At 44.5% G+C, this 16,929-nt stretch carries 19 protein-coding genes and 1 riboswitch; of the genes, 10 read left to right on the top strand and 9 right to left on the bottom strand.

Annotated elements, in window-relative coordinates:
• Positions 1-43: 43 nt before the first annotated feature.
• The 3 genes from FEF09_RS24370 to FEF09_RS24365 all read left to right on the top strand — a co-directional run bounded on the left by FEF09_RS24370 (position 44) and on the right by FEF09_RS24365 (position 1,288).
• Entirely contained in the window at positions 44-355 is a 312-nt protein-coding gene (locus FEF09_RS24370) for a hypothetical protein (RefSeq protein WP_146307550.1), read from the top strand.
• Positions 356-500: 145 nt separating this feature from the next.
• Positions 501-686, top strand: coding sequence for a hypothetical protein (locus tag FEF09_RS33570; protein WP_261387719.1), 186 nt, complete (start codon positions 501-503; stop codon positions 684-686).
• Positions 659-1,288, top strand: a complete 630-nt coding sequence (locus tag FEF09_RS24365; protein WP_261387718.1) for an alpha/beta hydrolase — start codon at positions 659-661, stop codon at positions 1,286-1,288. Before FEF09_RS33570 ends, FEF09_RS24365 begins: the two co-directional genes overlap by 28 nt.
• Positions 1,289-1,361: 73 nt before the next feature.
• Here the strand turns inward: FEF09_RS24365 and FEF09_RS24360 are convergent, their stop codons facing one another.
• The 9 genes from FEF09_RS24360 to FEF09_RS24320 form a co-directional block, all read right to left on the bottom strand.
• Positions 1,362-2,234 carry a helix-turn-helix domain-containing protein gene (locus tag FEF09_RS24360; protein ID WP_146307549.1) on the bottom strand — a complete coding sequence of 291 codons (873 nt, stop codon included), beginning with the start codon at positions 2,232-2,234 and terminating at the stop codon, positions 1,362-1,364.
• Positions 2,235-2,243: 9 nt separating this feature from the next.
• The gene (locus FEF09_RS24355; RefSeq protein WP_146307548.1) at positions 2,244-3,005 is read right to left on the bottom strand and encodes a LytR/AlgR family response regulator transcription factor; all 762 of its coding nucleotides are present in this window, start codon (positions 3,003-3,005) and stop codon (positions 2,244-2,246) included.
• Entirely contained in the window at positions 2,986-4,011 is a 1,026-nt protein-coding gene (locus tag FEF09_RS24350) for a sensor histidine kinase (RefSeq protein ID WP_146307547.1), read from the bottom strand. The genes FEF09_RS24355 and FEF09_RS24350 overlap by 20 nt, the downstream gene beginning before the upstream one ends.
• A 93-nt stretch (positions 4,012-4,104) precedes the next feature.
• Positions 4,105-5,265: a DUF3095 domain-containing protein gene (locus tag FEF09_RS24345; RefSeq protein ID WP_146307546.1), complete on the bottom strand. Its 1,161-nt coding sequence runs from the start codon at positions 5,263-5,265 to the stop codon at positions 4,105-4,107.
• Between the two features lie 27 nt (positions 5,266-5,292).
• Positions 5,293-6,006, bottom strand: a complete 714-nt coding sequence (locus FEF09_RS24340; RefSeq protein WP_146307545.1) for a hypothetical protein — start codon at positions 6,004-6,006, stop codon at positions 5,293-5,295.
• 593 nt (positions 6,007-6,599) lie between these two features.
• Positions 6,600-7,772, bottom strand: a complete 1,173-nt coding sequence (locus FEF09_RS24335; protein ID WP_146307543.1) for a PKD domain-containing protein — start codon at positions 7,770-7,772, stop codon at positions 6,600-6,602.
• Between the two features lie 90 nt (positions 7,773-7,862).
• Positions 7,863-8,969, bottom strand: coding sequence for a DUF5074 domain-containing protein (locus tag FEF09_RS24330; RefSeq protein WP_186774499.1), 1,107 nt, complete (start codon positions 8,967-8,969; stop codon positions 7,863-7,865).
• A gap of 421 nt (positions 8,970-9,390) precedes the next feature.
• Positions 9,391-9,584, bottom strand: a riboswitch (cobalamin riboswitch).
• Between the two features lie 107 nt (positions 9,585-9,691).
• Positions 9,692-10,450: a hypothetical protein gene (locus FEF09_RS24325; RefSeq protein WP_146307539.1), complete on the bottom strand. Its 759-nt coding sequence runs from the start codon at positions 10,448-10,450 to the stop codon at positions 9,692-9,694.
• A 408-nt stretch (positions 10,451-10,858) separates the two neighbouring features.
• Complete coding sequence (locus tag FEF09_RS24320; protein WP_146307538.1) at positions 10,859-12,277, bottom strand: PLP-dependent aminotransferase family protein; 1,419 nt, start codon at positions 12,275-12,277, stop codon at positions 10,859-10,861.
• A 37-nt stretch (positions 12,278-12,314) separates the two neighbouring features.
• Between FEF09_RS24320 and FEF09_RS33565 the strand changes: the two genes are divergently transcribed.
• The 7 genes from FEF09_RS33565 to FEF09_RS24290 all read left to right on the top strand — a co-directional run bounded on the left by FEF09_RS33565 (position 12,315) and on the right by FEF09_RS24290 (position 16,480).
• Entirely contained in the window at positions 12,315-12,446 is a 132-nt protein-coding gene (locus FEF09_RS33565; protein WP_261387717.1) for a hypothetical protein, read from the top strand.
• Between the two features lie 77 nt (positions 12,447-12,523).
• Positions 12,524-12,754, top strand: coding sequence for a thioredoxin family protein (locus tag FEF09_RS24315; protein ID WP_146307536.1), 231 nt, complete (start codon positions 12,524-12,526; stop codon positions 12,752-12,754).
• Between the two features lie 288 nt (positions 12,755-13,042).
• Positions 13,043-13,525 carry a thioredoxin family protein gene (locus FEF09_RS24310; RefSeq protein ID WP_146307534.1) on the top strand — a complete coding sequence of 161 codons (483 nt, stop codon included), beginning with the start codon at positions 13,043-13,045 and terminating at the stop codon, positions 13,523-13,525.
• A 44-nt stretch (positions 13,526-13,569) separates the two neighbouring features.
• Positions 13,570-14,256 (top strand): peptide-methionine (S)-S-oxide reductase MsrA, encoded by a 687-nt coding sequence (gene msrA, locus FEF09_RS24305; protein WP_146307533.1) that lies wholly within the window; start codon positions 13,570-13,572, stop codon positions 14,254-14,256.
• Positions 14,257-14,278: 22 nt separating this feature from the next.
• Entirely contained in the window at positions 14,279-14,794 is a 516-nt protein-coding gene (gene msrB, locus FEF09_RS24300; protein ID WP_146307531.1) for a peptide-methionine (R)-S-oxide reductase MsrB, read from the top strand.
• An 85-nt stretch (positions 14,795-14,879) separates the two neighbouring features.
• Positions 14,880-15,836 carry a M48 family metallopeptidase gene (locus FEF09_RS24295; RefSeq protein ID WP_146307529.1) on the top strand — a complete coding sequence of 319 codons (957 nt, stop codon included), beginning with the start codon at positions 14,880-14,882 and terminating at the stop codon, positions 15,834-15,836.
• An 80-nt stretch (positions 15,837-15,916) separates the two neighbouring features.
• Positions 15,917-16,480: a hypothetical protein gene (locus FEF09_RS24290; RefSeq protein ID WP_146307528.1), complete on the top strand. Its 564-nt coding sequence runs from the start codon at positions 15,917-15,919 to the stop codon at positions 16,478-16,480.
• The last annotated feature ends 449 nt before the right edge of the window (positions 16,481-16,929 follow it).

Genomic DNA, 16,929 nt, shown 5'->3' with positions numbered 1-16,929 from the left:
TTTAACATGTTGACAACAGTTTTTTAACCCATAATCCTTTACCATGAAAGCATTATTAGTGCTCGCTTTTAGCGCCCTGACAGGTGCTACATTTATCCCTGCTGCTTCTTCAGCTACAAAACAACCTGCAGCATCCAACAACACCAGCGCAGATCCTTTTCCCTGCAGACAGGCCTTTTTAGCCAATCCGGGCACGGATACGGCAGTTGTAGAAGTACAGGCCTGTGGTGGTGAGACCTTCTCTTATACACTGGCTCCGGGTACATTCAGGACGACTACCTGTCTGAGTACCGCGTATGGCGCCAATGTAGTGAGAGGTGCAGTTGTAGTAGACTGGATGGCTTCCTGCGAATAACGGAAAATCATTTCATGAGGGACCGGCAGCCTGAAAAGGTGCCGGTTTTTTATTGTTGGGAAAAATATCCATCAGGTATGGAAATACCGTCATTCTCTCGCCGCGCACTTTGCCGCAATTTTGTATCACACAAAAACACAAAACAATGACAACAACATCAACAACAAAATGGTATATCAGTGCGGCACTGCTCGCGGTAGTAACAGTTGTAATAAACTTATTCGCAGCATCTGCAGCCTTTGCACAGAAAAAAACAGCTAAAAATATTGTAATCGTCCATGGTGCTTTTGCCGATGGTTCGGGATGGAAAAAGTATATGATATACTGGTGAAGAAAGGATATCATGTATCTATTGTACAAAATCCACTGACTTCTCTGGAGAATGACGTAACGGCTACCCGAAATGTATTGGATAAACAGGATGGTCCTGTTGTACTGGTGGGTCACTCATGGGGTGGTACTGTGATTACACAGGCAGGTACACACGATAAGGTAGCCTCTCTTGTATATGTGGCCGCATTCCAGCCTGATAAAGGAGAAAATACCATTCAGTGGGTAAAATCTGCTCCGGCAGCTCCTGAAAATGGTATTCTGGCTCCGGATGATAAAGGATTTGTATACTACGACAAGGCGAAGTTCCATGATGGTTTTGCAGGAGATCTGCCTACATCAGAAACTGATTTCATGTATGCATCTCAACAACCTATCGCTGCCGCCAGCTTCGGTACAGCGGTAACAGATGCAGCGTGGAGAACAAAACCAAGTTATGCGATCGTAGCTACAGAAGATAAAAGTATTGTTCCTGACGTAGAACGTAATATGTACAAACGCTCAGGTGCGAAAGTAACGGAAGTAAAAGGCAGTCATGTAATATTTATGTCTAAACCGGCGGAAGTGGCGAAAGTGATCATTGAGGCGGCGGAAGGAAAATAAGTGGAGAAGGTTACATCAGAAGACAGACATCTGCCCAAAAGTAAAGGCCGTAACAACGGCCTTTACACATTTTTTATCCCCACGCTTTTTTTAGTGAGTTTCGATATGTCTGTGGAGAAGTCTGGGTAATATTCTTAAAATACCTGCTGAAATGATATTCATCTTTAAATCCAAGATCATACGCGATTTCCTTGATGGCCTTGTCGGTCAGGTACAGTTCGCGTTTCGCTTCCACAATAATGCGGGTTGCGATCAGATCGGTGGGCGTCTTCTGATTATATTCCTTCACCACTCTTCCGAGGTTTTTGACAGAAGTATTCAGCAGTTCCGCGTAATCGCCGGGACTGTGTTTTTCCCTGAAGTATTGTTCGATATAAGTTTTAAAGGAATGCAGCAATACGGATTCCGTACTCTTTTCGCTGAAGGGGGCCTGCGCGGTGGACTGCGCCATCTTAATACGTGTTACGTTGATGAGCAGGATCTTCAGATAAGAGGTGATCAGGTCATGCTGCGCCAGTCCGGCCACCTGCAGTTCCTGTTGTATCTGATCCAGCACCTGTTCCAGCATGGGCGCTTCATTCGCAGGAATCTGCACAATAGGAGACTGATCGATGTTGTTAAACAGGATACCATCACAGGCTACTTCCCGGTGATGTTTGATGATGCAGAAGAAGTCATGATGGAAATTAAGAATGACTCCTTTGATATCTGCGCCTGTGATCTGGAAGGGTTGGAAAGGCATGAAAAACAGCATAGTACCCGGCTTCAGGTCATAAGACGTGAAATCGGCCCTCAAAGAGCCATTGCCTTCCAGTATCCATATAATAGAAAAGAGGCCGATCTTCTGTACTTCATTAAAGTCGGCATCACTGGTGAAATGTTTGATCCGGAAACCCAAACTGCCATCAATGGGGTTTGTGATTTCGGGAGATAATGTTGTTGTCATAATTAATGCTTACCGGTTCTCCATCCAGGTCAGGAAGTTCTGTACTTTTTCCTTATTGACCAATAATTTCTCAGGTGTTGGAATGCTTAGTGTGACCAGCAATTTCCGTGCAAAATAGTGTTCTACTTCTTTTACGGCATGAAAATTAACAAGGTATTGTCTGTTCAGCCGGAAGAACTGCTCAGGAGAGAGTAGACTATAGATCTGATCGAGCGACTGATTCACGCTGTATTCCTGCTGATCAAAAGTTTTGATCATAGTCGCTTCGTGTTTGATATAGAAAAAGGCGATCGTATCGGTCGCAATGTTGAGGTACTTGTTTTGCTTAAAAACGAGGAAGTTCTTCTTACCCGCGGGACCAGCTACTTTTGCCAGCAGATCGTTCAGCTGGGGAAGGGGATTTTGTTGAAAAAAGTTCTTCAGTTCATCTACTTTCTTAAATGCATTTTCAATGTCCTGCTGGGAAAAAGGTTTCAGTACATAATCAACGCCGTTTGCTTTAAAGGCTTCCAGTGTGTATTCGTCAAAGGCGGTGCAGAATACCACGGGTGCGGATACCTTCGCAGATTTGAATATGTTGAAACTCAGTCCGTCGGACAACTGTATATCCATGAAGATCAGGTCCGGTTGTTCGTGTTCAGACAACCATGCGATACTGCTTTTTACACTTTGCAGTTGTGCTACGATACGGGCTTCCGGCTTTATTTTGCCGATCAGTGTAGCCAGTGAGGTAGCTGCTTTGATCTCATCTTCAATGATCAGTATATTCATATATTACCGGTAATTTTACCTTGAAAATTTTATCAGTTTCTTCTACAACAATGTCTTTGTCCAGCAGGTGATGATACCTTTCATGGACGTTATTGAGTCCCACATGCAGGGAGGTTTCTGCGGGGTCCATTTTAGGCTGCAGATCGTTTTCTATTACGATAAAGTCCTTTTCCACATAGAGTCTTATTTCCAGTGGTTCTTCCAATGATACCACGTTATGCTTCACACAGTTTTCAATAAGCAACTGCAGGGTGAAAGGTGGAATCATGGTATGGTGGTATTTCGCAGGAATATCATTTTTCATGCGGATACCTTCTTCAAATCTTGCTTTCAGGAGGAACATATAGGCGGAGATAATATCCAGTTCTTCTGAAAGATGTATGATATCCAGTTTACGGCTTTCCAGTGTAAACCGGTAGAATTCGGATAGTTTCAGTACGAAGTCAACGGATTGTTTGTCGTTTACTTCGATCATTGTTTTTAGTGTATTCAGACTGTTGAACAGGAAGTGTGGGTTGATCTGTTGTTTGAGCAGTTCATACTGTGCACCGAGGTTGTCGGATTTACTGCGTTCCAGTTCTATACTTACCCGTTGGTTGTGATAGTTCTGGTAGAGCAGATGGAGGAACATATAGAACATCAGGTTGATCAGTATCCCTCTGACTTCTATCATCAGCATCACCGGACCAAAGCTGAGGGTGGATATCAGCAATTGCTGGATAAAGGCGAGCAGCAACATGACTGCCATACCGAAGACAAGGCTTCCCATGAGGCGTGTCAGGGAAATGCCTTTATAGATATCCTTTCTGGAATAAGTGGGTAGGGTATAGATGTTATAATACCATACTACCAATGCGAAGATGGCGGTAACCGCAGAATTGACTACGGCTTCTTTTGTATTGAAATGGTGTTCCGCTATTTTAGGTACCGATGCCAGTATTCCGAGGAATATGGAACTGATCCAGATAATGAGCGGCGACACTTTAAATGAACGCTTGTTAGTCACTGTAAATAATTGACTTATGAAATATAATGCTCTTTAGCCAAAGATATGGCTAATTCCAGCTAGTCAGGCATTTGCGGCGGTGAACCGGGCAGATTAGTGCGAGAGGTGGACAATTTTGAGCTTCAATACTCCGGCGGCTTTGGTGTAGCCACCTTCTGAACCATCAACAAAATGAATATGTTCCTGTTTGTAGTCGCGGACATAGCAGGACATGACGGATTCTTTGCTGACGTAGAAGGCATAGTAGATTTTGCCGGCTTCTTCCAGTTGATTGAGGTGTTGTATTAATTGGAGACGCTGTGCCTCCGTACCGGTGATCACGGTGTTGATCTTACCGTCTATGACCAGTGTATCTGACATCTCCACGAGGCGTGTGAGATAGGATTTACCTTGTCTGGTGCGGAAGTAAATATAGCCTAAGAAGGTGGTCAGCCATGATTTGACAAGGTCGGATAGTCTTTTCCGGCCAAAACGGGCAATTAGTTCGAGCCCCAGTTCTGAGAAAGTGGTTTTCAGGCGTAGCTGTGGAATGGAGATCGGCTGTCTTTTTTCCGGAGCGCCATAAATAGCATCGATATGGGTAATGACCTTTTGAAAGGCGGTAGCCTGTTCTTCGGGCTTTGTAGCCACAACGATCAGTGAAACCACTTCATAGTTGCTTTCCGGTGGTTTAATCTTATCCCAGCGGCATTGCATGCCACTGAGGTCAACTTCTTCGTCTGCCGGCAGATCGCCGGGGAGCAGATAGTCTTCTCCTTTGATAAGTCTTTCTGCATAGTTCAGTCCGTTGCCGAGAATGACCGGGATATGAAAGTTACCGCTGCTGTTGAATTTACTGACCCGGAGTGTATGGCCGGCGGCATAGATGTCGTTGACAGCTACGGTACCTATACGGAGATGGATATCAAAGCTCTCCTGCGTATTCTTTTTATACAGCAGGAGGGCTTTGATCGCCGCCTCTTTTATGGAGGGAGGAATGATGAAGGTTGCGCCATCACCTCCGAAGAAAAAAGGTACGGTAATATTGGCTTTGAAGCTGATGTTCAGTACGGCAACGATACTTCCTGTAGCAATCAGATTGACGGTTTCATGTTGTCCGCCCTGTACAACGGCAGTAGATCCTTTGATGTCGGTGACAATCACGTGCCAGTCTTCCGGTATTTTGTAAAAGAGATGGTCTTCCGTCAGCAATTCGCTTAGTGGAATACGGTTGACCGGTAACCGGGAATAAAACTGATCGCTGTTGACTGTCATAAACTGTTACTACCGCTTTTGCTGTTGTTATAAGTGTAATCTGAACTCCATCATCAGGGCAGGGCCGGTTTTCCGGTCTTTTATTTCGGTACCGGGCACCTTGTCACCACCGTCGGTATATACGTTGGTGGTCTGCTGAATGGAAGAAACAAGGAACTGTGCTCCAAAGCTCGCTAATCCCGGTATTACTTCAAAATACGGGCCTATTCCTGCCAGTTCGCAGAAGGCATGGCCTTTTACTTTGACATAGGCTTCTTCAGCTCCGACAGGAGACACCATTGACTTAATATTCATAGGTCCCCATGTGGCTCCGATAATCGGTTGCAGGAAAAATGATTTCGTTACCGGGATGATATACTGGGCAATCGGCCCTACGAGCAGGTTGACACCCCTGTTGTATACCCCGGCGCTTTTCTTGCTGGCGACACTCAGACCTCCGGTTACGCTTAAACCGATGGACATTTTATCAATGAAGTGATAACCGGCTCGGGCTGACAGCTGGGCGGCTGTCCCGATGTACTGTCCCATGGGAACAACAGAGCCGGTCAGACCAAGACCACCACCTACCCACCAGGAGCCTTTGTTGATTTTAAGGGTATAAGGAACATGTTTCTTCATGCTCTGCGCCGGGTCGATCTGTTGTGCGGAACATACCTGTACTGTAGCGAACCAGCATACGGCGGACATGACTAACGCGAAGATCCCCCTTCCTACAGGGATACGACTGTGCTTGTTTTTCATGGGAAATAATTGGAGGTTATAAAAGTATAAGATAAGTCAGCTGTTCCCTGCGTATAGCCGGGAGTGAAGCCTGAAGCTGTTGCATGTATTTAAGTCATATAATGTCTTTTCGAATTTATCTGGTCATTGTTGACAGGAGATCTTCGTTTACGAAGAAACGTGTGAAAGATCACTTCACATGGCAGACTGTCTTTGGCGATTTTTCTGGTCGTTGTTGACAGGGATTCTCCGTCCGGCGAAGAAAGATGTGAAGCCTCATTTCAATTGATGCGACTGCCTTTTCCGATTTGTCGGATCGTTGCTGACAGGGAATCTTCGTTTCAGGATGAAAGATGCGAAAGGTCATTTCACATGATAAAATGGTACTGGTTGATTTTTGACGAAAGCCTGGGGCTTGAATAATTAATTTTACGCTGTGGTACTACATTACTACGTAACAAATGTAACAACTTCTTTGGAAAAGTAAGGAGTTTTATACATATGTTGAAAATGTGTTATAACGGTATCGTGCAGACGGCATATCAGGATAAAAAAGGCCGTTCATTTTATTGAACAGCCCGGGGTTGGCAAACGCATGGTGAAGTGGTATTTACTTATTTCTTCAGGTGCAGATCCAGCAGGCCTGTGACTTCGGTGGAGATTTCTCCCAGCCAGCCGGCTTCTGCGCGCATGCCTGTATGTACTTTAATAAAGTCGATACCCGGCAGTTTTACGCGATTACCATTTTTATCAACGGCCCAGCTGATCTTGATAGCAGAGTTTTCTTCGGCGTCGCCTACATTATCAGCATAGCCCCATGCAAAAGGTTTACTGACAAAGTAGGTACCGTTGCCTGACTGGTCTTCGATGTTTTTACTCGTAAGTAATGTTCCGGTAAAGGAGATGCTGTCACCTTTCCATTGCGGGTAATAAGGGCCTGTATTGAAAACGTTTTTTGACAGGAAGCCTGACTGACCCTGATTGTCTTTCCAGAGGATATAGGTGGTATCGAGCATGTACATACCATCCGGCTTTTGTTCTTTGTTTTCGTCAGGTTTGTAATAAGTGATTTTGTAACCGTGTATAGTCTCAGTACTGTTATAATCAGAGCCTGCGATTTCATACCATTCATCGTCGGGCAGGCCGTTGCCGTTGGCATCTATTGCCACCATCACAATACCGGCTTCAGACCAGTTAGGAAAGGCGTTGCTTTTTAGCAGGAAGTCATATTCATCTTCTTTGCGGATGATCGTATGATCTGTACCCAATACAACATAACCACCAAAACCGCCGAGGGAGATCATACCGTTTGAGTTTAACTGATCTTCTGCTTTTGCGATCATTTCCTGCTCTGTATTACCTGTTTCCCACATGGGCAGACCATTGGTGAACTGTCCGGGAGCAGGGAAGTAGTCGAATACTTTTACTTTACCGGTATAGGTCTTTTCTGTCACTTTTACGGTGAGTTGTTGCTGTGCACTACCGGCACTGTTTTTTGCTGTAAAAGTGAGCGTAAAGGTGCCTGCATCACCAAATGCGTAGAGCAGGTTTTTAGCTGTACTGATCGTATCATTGTTTAACAGCCAGGTGTAGGTAGTAGCGGCAGAATCGCTCACAACAACCGGATCTATCTTTAACCATTTTCTGTTATCCACAGCAAATCCGCCATCAGGTGTAGTGATGGTGATCTTTGGTGCTTCCGCAGGAGGTTGTTGTACATCGTCATCTTTCGAACAACTACTAATGATGAGCATAATCGCTGTTGCAGCGAGTAGAACTTTTCGCATGATAATCTTATTTTATTGTAATGGTAAGCTCCTGCCGGTTCCTTCCGTCTGTTAATGGTGACGGAAGGAACCCGAAGCATATATGTTCTATTAATGAAATACAGGCATGGCAGGGAAGTACCAGCCGTTAAATACATTTGAGTTGATCAGTGCACCGGTAGTCGCATTGTAACGAAGGACGGTGTTTACACTGCCGGTGAACGGGCCATTGACAGTAGTTACGACCAGTGTATTGTTACTCTTATCATATGCCGCACCAGCACCATAGAAGTATTGTCCGGATGGTAGTGTGATGAAAGGAGCAGACAGGGATGCTGTGTTACCGATGACGTAACGGTAGAGCGTCGTACCTCCCATGAAACCATTATTACGCACGATGAAGATGGTGCTGTCTGTTGTAGAGGACGTGATCGCGGAGTGACGCCATGCACCCCACGGAGATGGTGTAGAGAATGGCAGTTTGACAGCGGTACGTGCCAGAGTAGCCGGATTGATGCGGATAAGTGAGTCGGTGTTGGCGGCGTATACTGCACCGTCTTTACCCAATGCAAAACACAGGTTGGCAGTGCCGAAGGTACGTGCTACTGTCAGAGAGGAAGCGTTATAAGCGACGATACCTTCTGTCTGTGCATGTACGAAAATGTAATTACCGGCTTTGATCATATCACCGCTATAGCTGGTGATACCGGGCAGTTTAGTACCAGCTGTCAGTCCGGGGAGGCTGATGGGGTATACACCGCCACCGGTCGTTAACAGTCCTTTGGTGCTGTCAAGTCCGAGGAAGGCGTGTCCGTCGTTGTCGGGCATGGTTGTGAGCCGGGCGCTTTCTACCATGGTATTGGCGTCTGTGACTACCAGAGGACCGCCAACTTTCACAACGATATACATTTTGTTTCTGAAGATGGTGGCGAACTGAAAGGTGCTGGTTGCCCCACCTAAAGTTTTGCCGGGGTTAGCGGCTGCATAGATGTTCAGTCGCAGGGTATCGGCACTGTAGTCATAGAAGTGCAGGTCACCGGAGCCGTGTCCGTACCAACCTTCATTGGCGATAAAGAAGCCATTTGCGAAGTTGGTGGTCGTGATGGCGTTGCTTGCTGCAATAGCAGGAAGGGACAGTGTCGCTGTTTCATCTTTTGTGCATGCGTGCAACAATGGAAGTACTGCTACGAGTACCAGCAGGTAATGTTTGATTTTCATATAAAGGGTTGAGTGATTAATCACTTTTATAGCCTTCATTCAAGTGCGCCGTTATGTATACGATGTGGCCATACGTAAGCCTATCTGCTGTTATTAACGGCATGGGCGGGATACGTAGTAACAATCTCATCACACACAGTATGTAAGTGATATAGTCACACGTATTCCTGTCTGCTGTTGACAACGGCATAGGCGGAAGTACGTATAAACAATCACATTACACACGACAACAATCGCAGTATGCATGTAATATGACAGCATGTATTCCTGTCTGCTACGAATAGCGGCACAGGGGATACATATCAACAATCACATCACACACACGACAGCAAATGCAGTATGCGCAAAGGGGGTAAATAAACACCAGAAAAGAATATAGAACCTTTACAGGCTACACTCTTCGCCTTTCACCCGAAAGCGCTTGAATGAAGTTGCAAGAGGCAGGTCTTCTGGCTCCCTGATGTTCCGGTGGCCTTCCCGTCCGCTTGAGGCGTGACAGTGGCAAAGAGAGAACCGGAATGATACTCAGGTTACAGCTACGGGGATAGCTCCGGTTTTGCACCGGATTCCCTTTTAATGCCCGCTATGCGGGCAACCATTTGCAGGCACGAAAGTACGGAAAAGAATCAGGAACTATGAATTATGTTTTGTTGTCCAAAGAGAAAAGCGTCCGCTGTAGGCAGGACGCTTTTCTATAATGCTTTATTATTAATTACGGATTCTTATCTGATGACAGTAGCTGTTTGTGACAGCAGTTCTTTTCCATCTTTGGTAATCTTTACAACAACAGGTGCCGCGTCTTTTTCACCTAATACGGTGAATACGCATTTGTAGATGTAGCCATTGTTTTCAAATTCGTAGTAATGATTACCGCCGGTGCCTTCAAAGATAACTTTGCCACCATCTATGATGAGGTCGGGCGTTTCATTTACGTTGCTTTGTAATTTCCATGAGGAATAGCGATACTGGCCTTTTCCTATATCATCGATCCTGATACGGAACTTTTGTGTTTCAAGCAGGCTGACAGGTCTTTTATATTTTCTGACAGATCTGTCGAGTTCTTTTTTATCAGCGGAAATCAGCGCAGCTTGTCTTCTTTTTTCTATGGTAGATTGGTAATTCACGGCAATCAGTCTGCCATTACCGTCCAGCCATACTTTTCCCTGTTCCAGCATCATGCCACGCCAGCCCATCGCTGACCAGTCTTTGTCTGGTTTGGAATTAACGATTGTTTTGATAAGTGATTCATCGAAGATCTCGTTGTATCTATCGAGGAATTCTTCCTTTGTTTTTACCGGAGGGATAGGTGCATCTCTTCTCAGTGGGAATGCTACCTTTTCGGCCAGCGCTGCTTTGTTTTGTTGTTTTACGTTGCTGATAAATTCGGCAATCAATTTCTGATGTTCAGCTGTTGTTTCCTGTGCCTGTACTACCACAAAACTGGTGGTCAGTAATAAGAAGGCGATCAATGCTCTTTTCATAAGTTCCTTTGCTGGCGGTTAACAAAATGGACATTTCTATTGCAAGGTAAATTATTCTTTTGTTCCATGTGTGGTCTGTTTTACCTGTAAATATCAACCGGTCTGGTTGTAGAAGCAATGATGGTTTTGTGTCACTTTGGCGGTAAAATTAGCTCCTTCCGGAGCTCTCTCCGGAAGGAAAAAAGCATAAGCATTTCAATAGATGTAAGTTAATTAACTTGTTTTGTGTTGAATATTAATTGGTTATCTTTTATTGGAAGCCTGTTTCTCCTTACTTATCCTGCATATGCCTGTTCGCCGCAAAGGCCCTGCTGATACGGCGTATACACGCTTTATACCAGCTTCATACCGGGAGTATAGGTGGACTTGATCGGGAGTAGGACTGGTAAACAAGTCAATCTGACAGCTTCAGAGGAGCTTCCCTAATAGGGTGATTCCTTCTGTGAGCTGCTCTTCTGAAAGCGATCCATAGCTGAGCCGGAGTCCATTAATGGGTATTTCGATACTATAATTATCCGGAGGAATGATCCTGATGCCTTTGGCTTCCAGTTTGCCAAGCACCTGTACCCAGTTGGTTTCTTTTTTCAGGTTGATCCAGAAAGCCAGTCCGCCCTCGGGGAGGGTATAACTCACTTTATCACCCAGCTGTTTTTCCAGCAGTGCTGCGGTGAAATCTCTTTTGGCTTTATAGTGATGGGTAGCCTTTCTGATATGCCTTTTTATGGTTCCGTCTTTGATGAGCTGCAATACGGCCTGTTCCATAATGGTATCTCCCTGTACATCGATGATCCTGCGCAGTGTGCCGACTTTTTCAATCAGTCCGGGCTTGTTGCTGACGAGGTATCCTATGCGTAATGCGGGGGCCACTACTTTGCTCATGGTACCAATATAGATATAGTTTTTCAGTTCAGGTAAACTGGATATTGGGAGGACGGGGCGATATCCGAAACAGAATTCATTGTCATAGTCATCCTCGATGATGGTGAATCCGTATTCATTGGAAAGTTGTACGAGTGCCAGTCTTCGCTGCAGGCTGAGGGTGACTGTTGTGGGATATTGGCGGTGCGGCGTGGTATAGATTGCTTTGATCTTTTTACGGGACCGCAGGTGAGCAATGACTTCTTCTATGATCAGCCCATCTTTATCCACGTTGACAGGTAAGAGTTTTGCACCTGCGTTTTCGACGGTCTGCCACGCAGGTTTATAACCCGGATTTTCCACGATGACATAGTCTCCTTTTTCTATGAGGCATTGGGTGGCGAGATACATGGCCATCTGGCTGCCTCTGGTGATACAGATAGCGTGTTCATTTGTATCTAATCCCCGTTGGTGGTTGAGCATCTGGACGATGGCTTTCCGGAAATCTGTGTCGCCATATTCGTCCGCATACCCCATCATCTGCCAGCGGGCTTTCCGGTTAAAGATCTGGCGGTAGGCTCTTGCCAGTTCTGCAATAGGGGCAATTTTACTATCCGGGTGGCCATCATCAAAGTGAATGTGATAGCGGGCGGGATTGTCCGGTTTTTGCGCTGCGGGTTGCAGATCCCTGTTTTTGACACCCGGTGAGGGTAATACTGCGGATACAAAGATGCCTTTCCGTTCGCGGGAAACGACCCATTCTTCATTGATCAGCACGTTGAGTGCCTCTACTACGGTGTTTCTGTTGACGTTCAGCAGTTGTGCCAGATTTCTGCTGCCGGGAAGGGCATCTCCGGCTTTTAGTCTGCCGGAATGAATGTCTTTGATAATAGCGTCAGCAATCTGGAGGTAGATTGCTTTTTCGGACTTTGGATCCAGTTGAATTTCTAATTGCCAGGGTCTTAGCATCTGGACTAGTTGTTTTTGTGAAAACTGTATTAGATTGATGGGCCAAATGTACGGTACTTTTGAGGAGAAATCAGGAATTAAGAATCAGGAATCGGGAGTGACAGGATTGACTATCAGATCAGGGATGGCAACAGAGAAACAGGGAGGGGAAATGAAGGTGAACGTTTAACGGGACTGAGCACAATATCAGGGTGTATACAAAAGAGAATTATTAAACATCATATCTAAACTTTAAAATTAAATAAAATGGAAAAAGCAGTTTTTTATCATGCAGGTTGTCCGGTTTGTGTGAGTGCTGAACAGGATATTTTGCAGTTAATACCGGCAGAGCAGGTAGAAGTAGTGCATCTCGGTACGGAGAAAGGAAAAGTAAAGGATGCTGATGCAGCAGGTGTAAAGTCTGTGCCGGCACTGGTGTTGGCAAACGGGAATGTGTTGCATATTAATTTCGGTGCATCTATTGATGATCTGAAGTAAGCAATATTTATATGTTACAGGCAGAGCGGTCTTTCATCAGGAAGGACCGCTCTTTTGTATTTATCCGCAGTGAATGAAGGAGCAGAGGCAGTATTTCCATAGGGATTGCGATTAATACCAGCGATAGGGAAAAACAGACATCAAAAAGGGAAAATCTGTCATGGTCATTGCGGGTATCTACATTTATATTTGTCGTAAAAATATCCGGAGAGATGAGGAGTTGAACAGTGTTAGTGATGTGATTCGTGTACGCCGGCATCTGTCAGGACTTATTAAAAAGTTAGTATCATGTTAAAATTTGGTTCAAGCGGTAAATTTTTGATCACCAGCGCGCTGTTTCTCGTATTTAATAGTGGGGTTTTTGCTCAGCATAAGCAATCTGCAGAGGCAGTGGTTGCCGGAAAGGAGATCAGCTTCACAAATGGTACGTGGAAGGAGCTGACTGCGCAGGCAGCTAAAAGCGGTAAACTTATATTTGTAGATGTCAATACCACCTGGTGTGGTCCCTGCAGGTTGCTAAAGTCTACTACATTCAAAGATGAAAATGTTGCGACGTATTTCAATCAGCATTTTATCAGTTATAGTGTAGATGCGGAGAAAGGAGAAGGAGAGACACTGGCAGAGCAATGGAAGGTAAGGGCTTATCCGACTTTATTGCTGGTGAATGCGGAAGGTAAGATTGTATCCCGGCAGATCGGATATGTGAATGCGGAGCGATTACTGAGCTGGGGAAAGGAAAGTGCGGCACAAGGCCCGGTAGCTGCAAGGTAAAAACCCAATGGGCCGGAATTTTTTAGATTTAAAAAGTTAAAAAGATGAAAACATTGATCAGGCAGATGGGTAGTTATTTTTTCCTGTTATTTTTTGCTCCTTTTGTGGCATGTGCGCAGTCACATCCGGATATCAGCAAAAGCGGGACTTTTAAAGAAATGGAGAAAGCAGGAGCGGGAAAACACACAGGTAATAAGATCGATACTGCCACCTTCGCAGCTGGTTGTTTCTGGTGTGTGGAAGAACAGTTCAAACAACTGGATGGTGTGATTAGTGTGGAGTCAGGGTTTACAGGTGGTAAGGTGCCTAATCCGAGTTATGAACTGGTATGTACCGGTACAACAGGACACGCAGAGGCATGTAATATTGTTTACGACCCCTCTAAGATCTCTTATGATGAGCTGCTGGCTGCTTTTTTTGTAGCACATAATCCTACTACGTTGAACCGTCAGGGAAATGACGAGGGTACACAGTACCGTTCGGCTATCTTTTATCACAATGAAGAACAGCACAAACTGGCACAGTATTACATTAAACGACTGGATGACGAAAAAGCTTATGACGATCCGATTGTAACGGAAGTAACACCTTACAAAAAGTTTTATAAGGCAGAGGATTATCATCAGAACTATTATGAGTCCAACACAAAGGCGCCGTATTGTCAGTTCGTGATCAAACCCAAGAGAGACAAGTTCAGAGAGGCTTTCAAGGGTAAGTTAAAACAGGAATGATGTTTGATTAAATCATATAAACATGAAAGCAGGATTTATCATTGTATTTGTTTCCCTGCTGTTATCAGCCTGTCAGGGAAATGCACAAAAGAAGAAAGATATGAACAAGGAAAACAACCCATACTACTCACGTACTGACACGACGCATCTGAATGTAAGCAATGCGGAATGGAAGAAGATCTTACCATCCGACCTCTATAACGTATCCCGGGAACAGGGAACAGAGCGTGCTTTTACAGGTGAATACTGGGACAGCGAAGCGAAGGGTACTTATTACTGCGCGGTATGTGGCAATAAGTTATTCAGATCTGATGCGAAATTTGCCAGCAGCTGTGGTTGGCCCAGCTTCTTTGAACCGGTGCGGGAGAACAGTGTGATCTATAAGGATGATAATTCTTATGGTATGCATCGTATCGAAGTAGAGTGCGCCAGATGTAACTCTCACCTCGGGCATATCTTTGATGACGGTCCGGCACCTACGTATAAAAGGTTTTGTATGAACTCTGTGTCATTGGACTTTGAACCAGATATAAAGTAAAGTGAACATTTGTGTAAGAAGCCGGCATTCACATGCCGGCTTTTTTATTATATTTAAGCCATTATTTTAAGAAGTCCTATACCGTATGAAAGAATTGTTATATCCCACAGGTCCTGTGCATGTTTTTGCAGAGAAGTTGCAACCCTCTGCCGGGTTTCGTATACAGGCGATTAAGGTCATCAGCACCATCGTATTGTTTCTGATAACATATCTGGTTTTACTGGCTGCATCTGTTGCTTTTGCTGTATTATGTTGTTATGCCGGATACTGGCTGGTTACTGAGATACCCAGAATTATTACTATTATAGCTGGTCTTGGGCTGATCGTGCTAGGTGGTTCTGTTATTTTCTTCATGATCAAATTTATGTTTGCTGTTTCCAAAGATGGAAACGATGCAAGACTGGAGATTACAGAAAATGAGCAGCCGAGGTTGTTTGCATTTATCCGGCAGCTGACCAATGAAACGAATACCCGCTTCCCGAGGAAGATATATCTTTCTACGGATGTCAATGCCTGCGTATTTTATCATTCCAGTTTCTGGAGCATGTTCCTGCCTATCCCGAAGAATCTTGAAATAGGACTCGGACTGGTCAATAGTATCAATATTAGTGAGTTTAAAGCGGTCATGGCCCATGAGTTCGGGCACTTCAGCCAACGTAGCATGAAGCTGGGCAGCTTTACCTATAATGCCAACAGGATCATCCACAATATGTTGTATGACAACAGCAGTTATGCTTCGTTTATACAGGGATGGGCTGAGATACATGGTGTACTGGCTTTACTGGCGATTGTTGCTTTTAAAATTGCACAAGGGATACAGTTTGTGCTCAGAGGGGTATATAAACTGATCAACCTCAGTTATATGGCCCTGAGCCGCGAGATGGAGTTTCATGCAGATACGATCGCTGCCAGCGTAGCGGGTGGTAATAATCTGGTTTCATCACTGAGCAGAATTGAAATTGCCAAAGGATGTATGGCTTCTTCTATCAATTATGCGAATGAACGTTTGAAGGAAAATAAGGTAACCAGTAATCTTCCATAATCAATTAACGATTTTCCGCTCTATAGCCAACAGGCATAGTCTGCCGCTGAGTCAGGGGTTACCGGCAGTTACTTATCAGTTTGTCAGTTCATTTCTCTTCAAGAGTCAACTTTAAAAACCAATGGGCCAGTCATCCCTCACTGGAAGAACGGAAACAGCATCTTGATAATGTTTCGATGGATGCATCACCTGACGAAACCAGTGCATGGGCTATTTTCGATAATGTCACTGCTTTGCAGGAGCAATTTACCAAAAGGCTTTACCGTGCTGTTAAACTGGGTGCTAACATAGAATCATATAATGGTGAAGAGTTTGACAACTGGTACGGAGAGCTGCATGAGAATTACAAACTTCCGATGGTGTATAAGGGCTTTTACGATGAGCGTTATCCTGCTGTGGAAGACTGGAATATGGATGATGTAAAGGCTATGTCAACCGGAACCGGGGATCTGGCATCACTGTTTACTGAAGAACATGCGGGTCTGTATAATCAGATTAAAAAATATCGTGGTGATGTTGATACTGTGAAAGCAATCAAAGCAAAAGAGATCGATGTCAGAAGTTTTGATTTTGATGGCAGAAAGTATACCGGAAGGAAAGTAAGAGGTGGTGGCTATATTAGAAGCCGATATACAGGCTGCTAAAACAAACTCAAACAGCTGGATCAGGAAGCATTTGCATTCTTTTACAGTAATGCTGCGGACAAAGATCTTGTGCTGGAAAAATATAATTCTGTTCCGTAGATTCATCAGATTACGACTGCTATATAGCTATGATTGAAAAGGATTGTGAGAAGTGACTTATCCGTTTTATCATGGGCATTGTCACTGGAAGAAGTGGTATCTGCGATAGATATATTAAAAAACAGGGAAGAGCCTGTTTTTAGAAAATTCCTGCTTGATTTTATAACAATGGTACTATAGGAGAAAATGCTGCGGGAGACCTTTTGAAGCGTTCGAAAGAGTTTCTGGATAGCAAACTATGCTTATTTTGTGGATAATGCTTTGTGGATGAGGAACTGAATGGTTTTTCAACCTTGCGGTTTGATGTATTGGAGCATCTGCAGGAACTGCGATTCAGCAGATATAAGGCG

The organism is Chitinophaga pinensis (genome assembly GCF_007896845.1).
GTDB classification, from domain to species: Bacteria; Bacteroidota; Bacteroidia; order Chitinophagales; family Chitinophagaceae; genus Chitinophaga; species Chitinophaga pinensis_C.
The sequence above is the reverse complement of the archived record's forward strand: the minus strand, read 5'-3'. Positions and strand labels throughout refer to the sequence as shown.

Bases quoted from the DNA above. Each gene is read 5' to 3' on its own strand.
- FEF09_RS24370 (WP_146307550.1), top strand. From the start codon at position 44: ATGAAAGCATTATTAGTGCTCGCTTTTAGCGCCCTGACAGGTGCTACA.
- FEF09_RS33570 (WP_261387719.1), top strand. From the start codon at position 501: ATGACAACAACATCAACAACAAAATGGTATATCAGTGCGGCACTGCTC.
- FEF09_RS24365 (WP_261387718.1), top strand. From the start codon at position 659: ATGGAAAAAGTATATGATATACTGGTGAAGAAAGGATATCATGTATCT.
- FEF09_RS24360 (WP_146307549.1), bottom strand. From the start codon at position 2,234: ATGACAACAACATTATCTCCCGAAATCACAAACCCCATTGATGGCAGT.
- FEF09_RS24355 (WP_146307548.1), bottom strand. From the start codon at position 3,005: ATGAATATACTGATCATTGAAGATGAGATCAAAGCAGCTACCTCACTG.
- FEF09_RS24345 (WP_146307546.1), bottom strand. From the start codon at position 5,265: ATGACAGTCAACAGCGATCAGTTTTATTCCCGGTTACCGGTCAACCGT.
- FEF09_RS24340 (WP_146307545.1), bottom strand. From the start codon at position 6,006: ATGAAAAACAAGCACAGTCGTATCCCTGTAGGAAGGGGGATCTTCGCG.
- FEF09_RS24335 (WP_146307543.1), bottom strand. From the start codon at position 7,772: ATGCGAAAAGTTCTACTCGCTGCAACAGCGATTATGCTCATCATTAGT.
- FEF09_RS24330 (WP_186774499.1), bottom strand. From the start codon at position 8,969: ATGAAAATCAAACATTACCTGCTGGTACTCGTAGCAGTACTTCCATTG.
- FEF09_RS24325 (WP_146307539.1), bottom strand. From the start codon at position 10,450: ATGAAAAGAGCATTGATCGCCTTCTTATTACTGACCACCAGTTTTGTG.
- FEF09_RS24320 (WP_146307538.1), bottom strand. From the start codon at position 12,277: ATGCTAAGACCCTGGCAATTAGAAATTCAACTGGATCCAAAGTCCGAA.
- FEF09_RS33565 (WP_261387717.1), top strand. From the start codon at position 12,315: ATGGGCCAAATGTACGGTACTTTTGAGGAGAAATCAGGAATTAAGAAT.
- FEF09_RS24315 (WP_146307536.1), top strand. From the start codon at position 12,524: ATGGAAAAAGCAGTTTTTTATCATGCAGGTTGTCCGGTTTGTGTGAGT.
- FEF09_RS24310 (WP_146307534.1), top strand. From the start codon at position 13,043: ATGTTAAAATTTGGTTCAAGCGGTAAATTTTTGATCACCAGCGCGCTG.
- msrA (WP_146307533.1), top strand. From the start codon at position 13,570: ATGAAAACATTGATCAGGCAGATGGGTAGTTATTTTTTCCTGTTATTT.
- msrB (WP_146307531.1), top strand. From the start codon at position 14,279: ATGAAAGCAGGATTTATCATTGTATTTGTTTCCCTGCTGTTATCAGCC.
- FEF09_RS24295 (WP_146307529.1), top strand. From the start codon at position 14,880: ATGAAAGAATTGTTATATCCCACAGGTCCTGTGCATGTTTTTGCAGAG.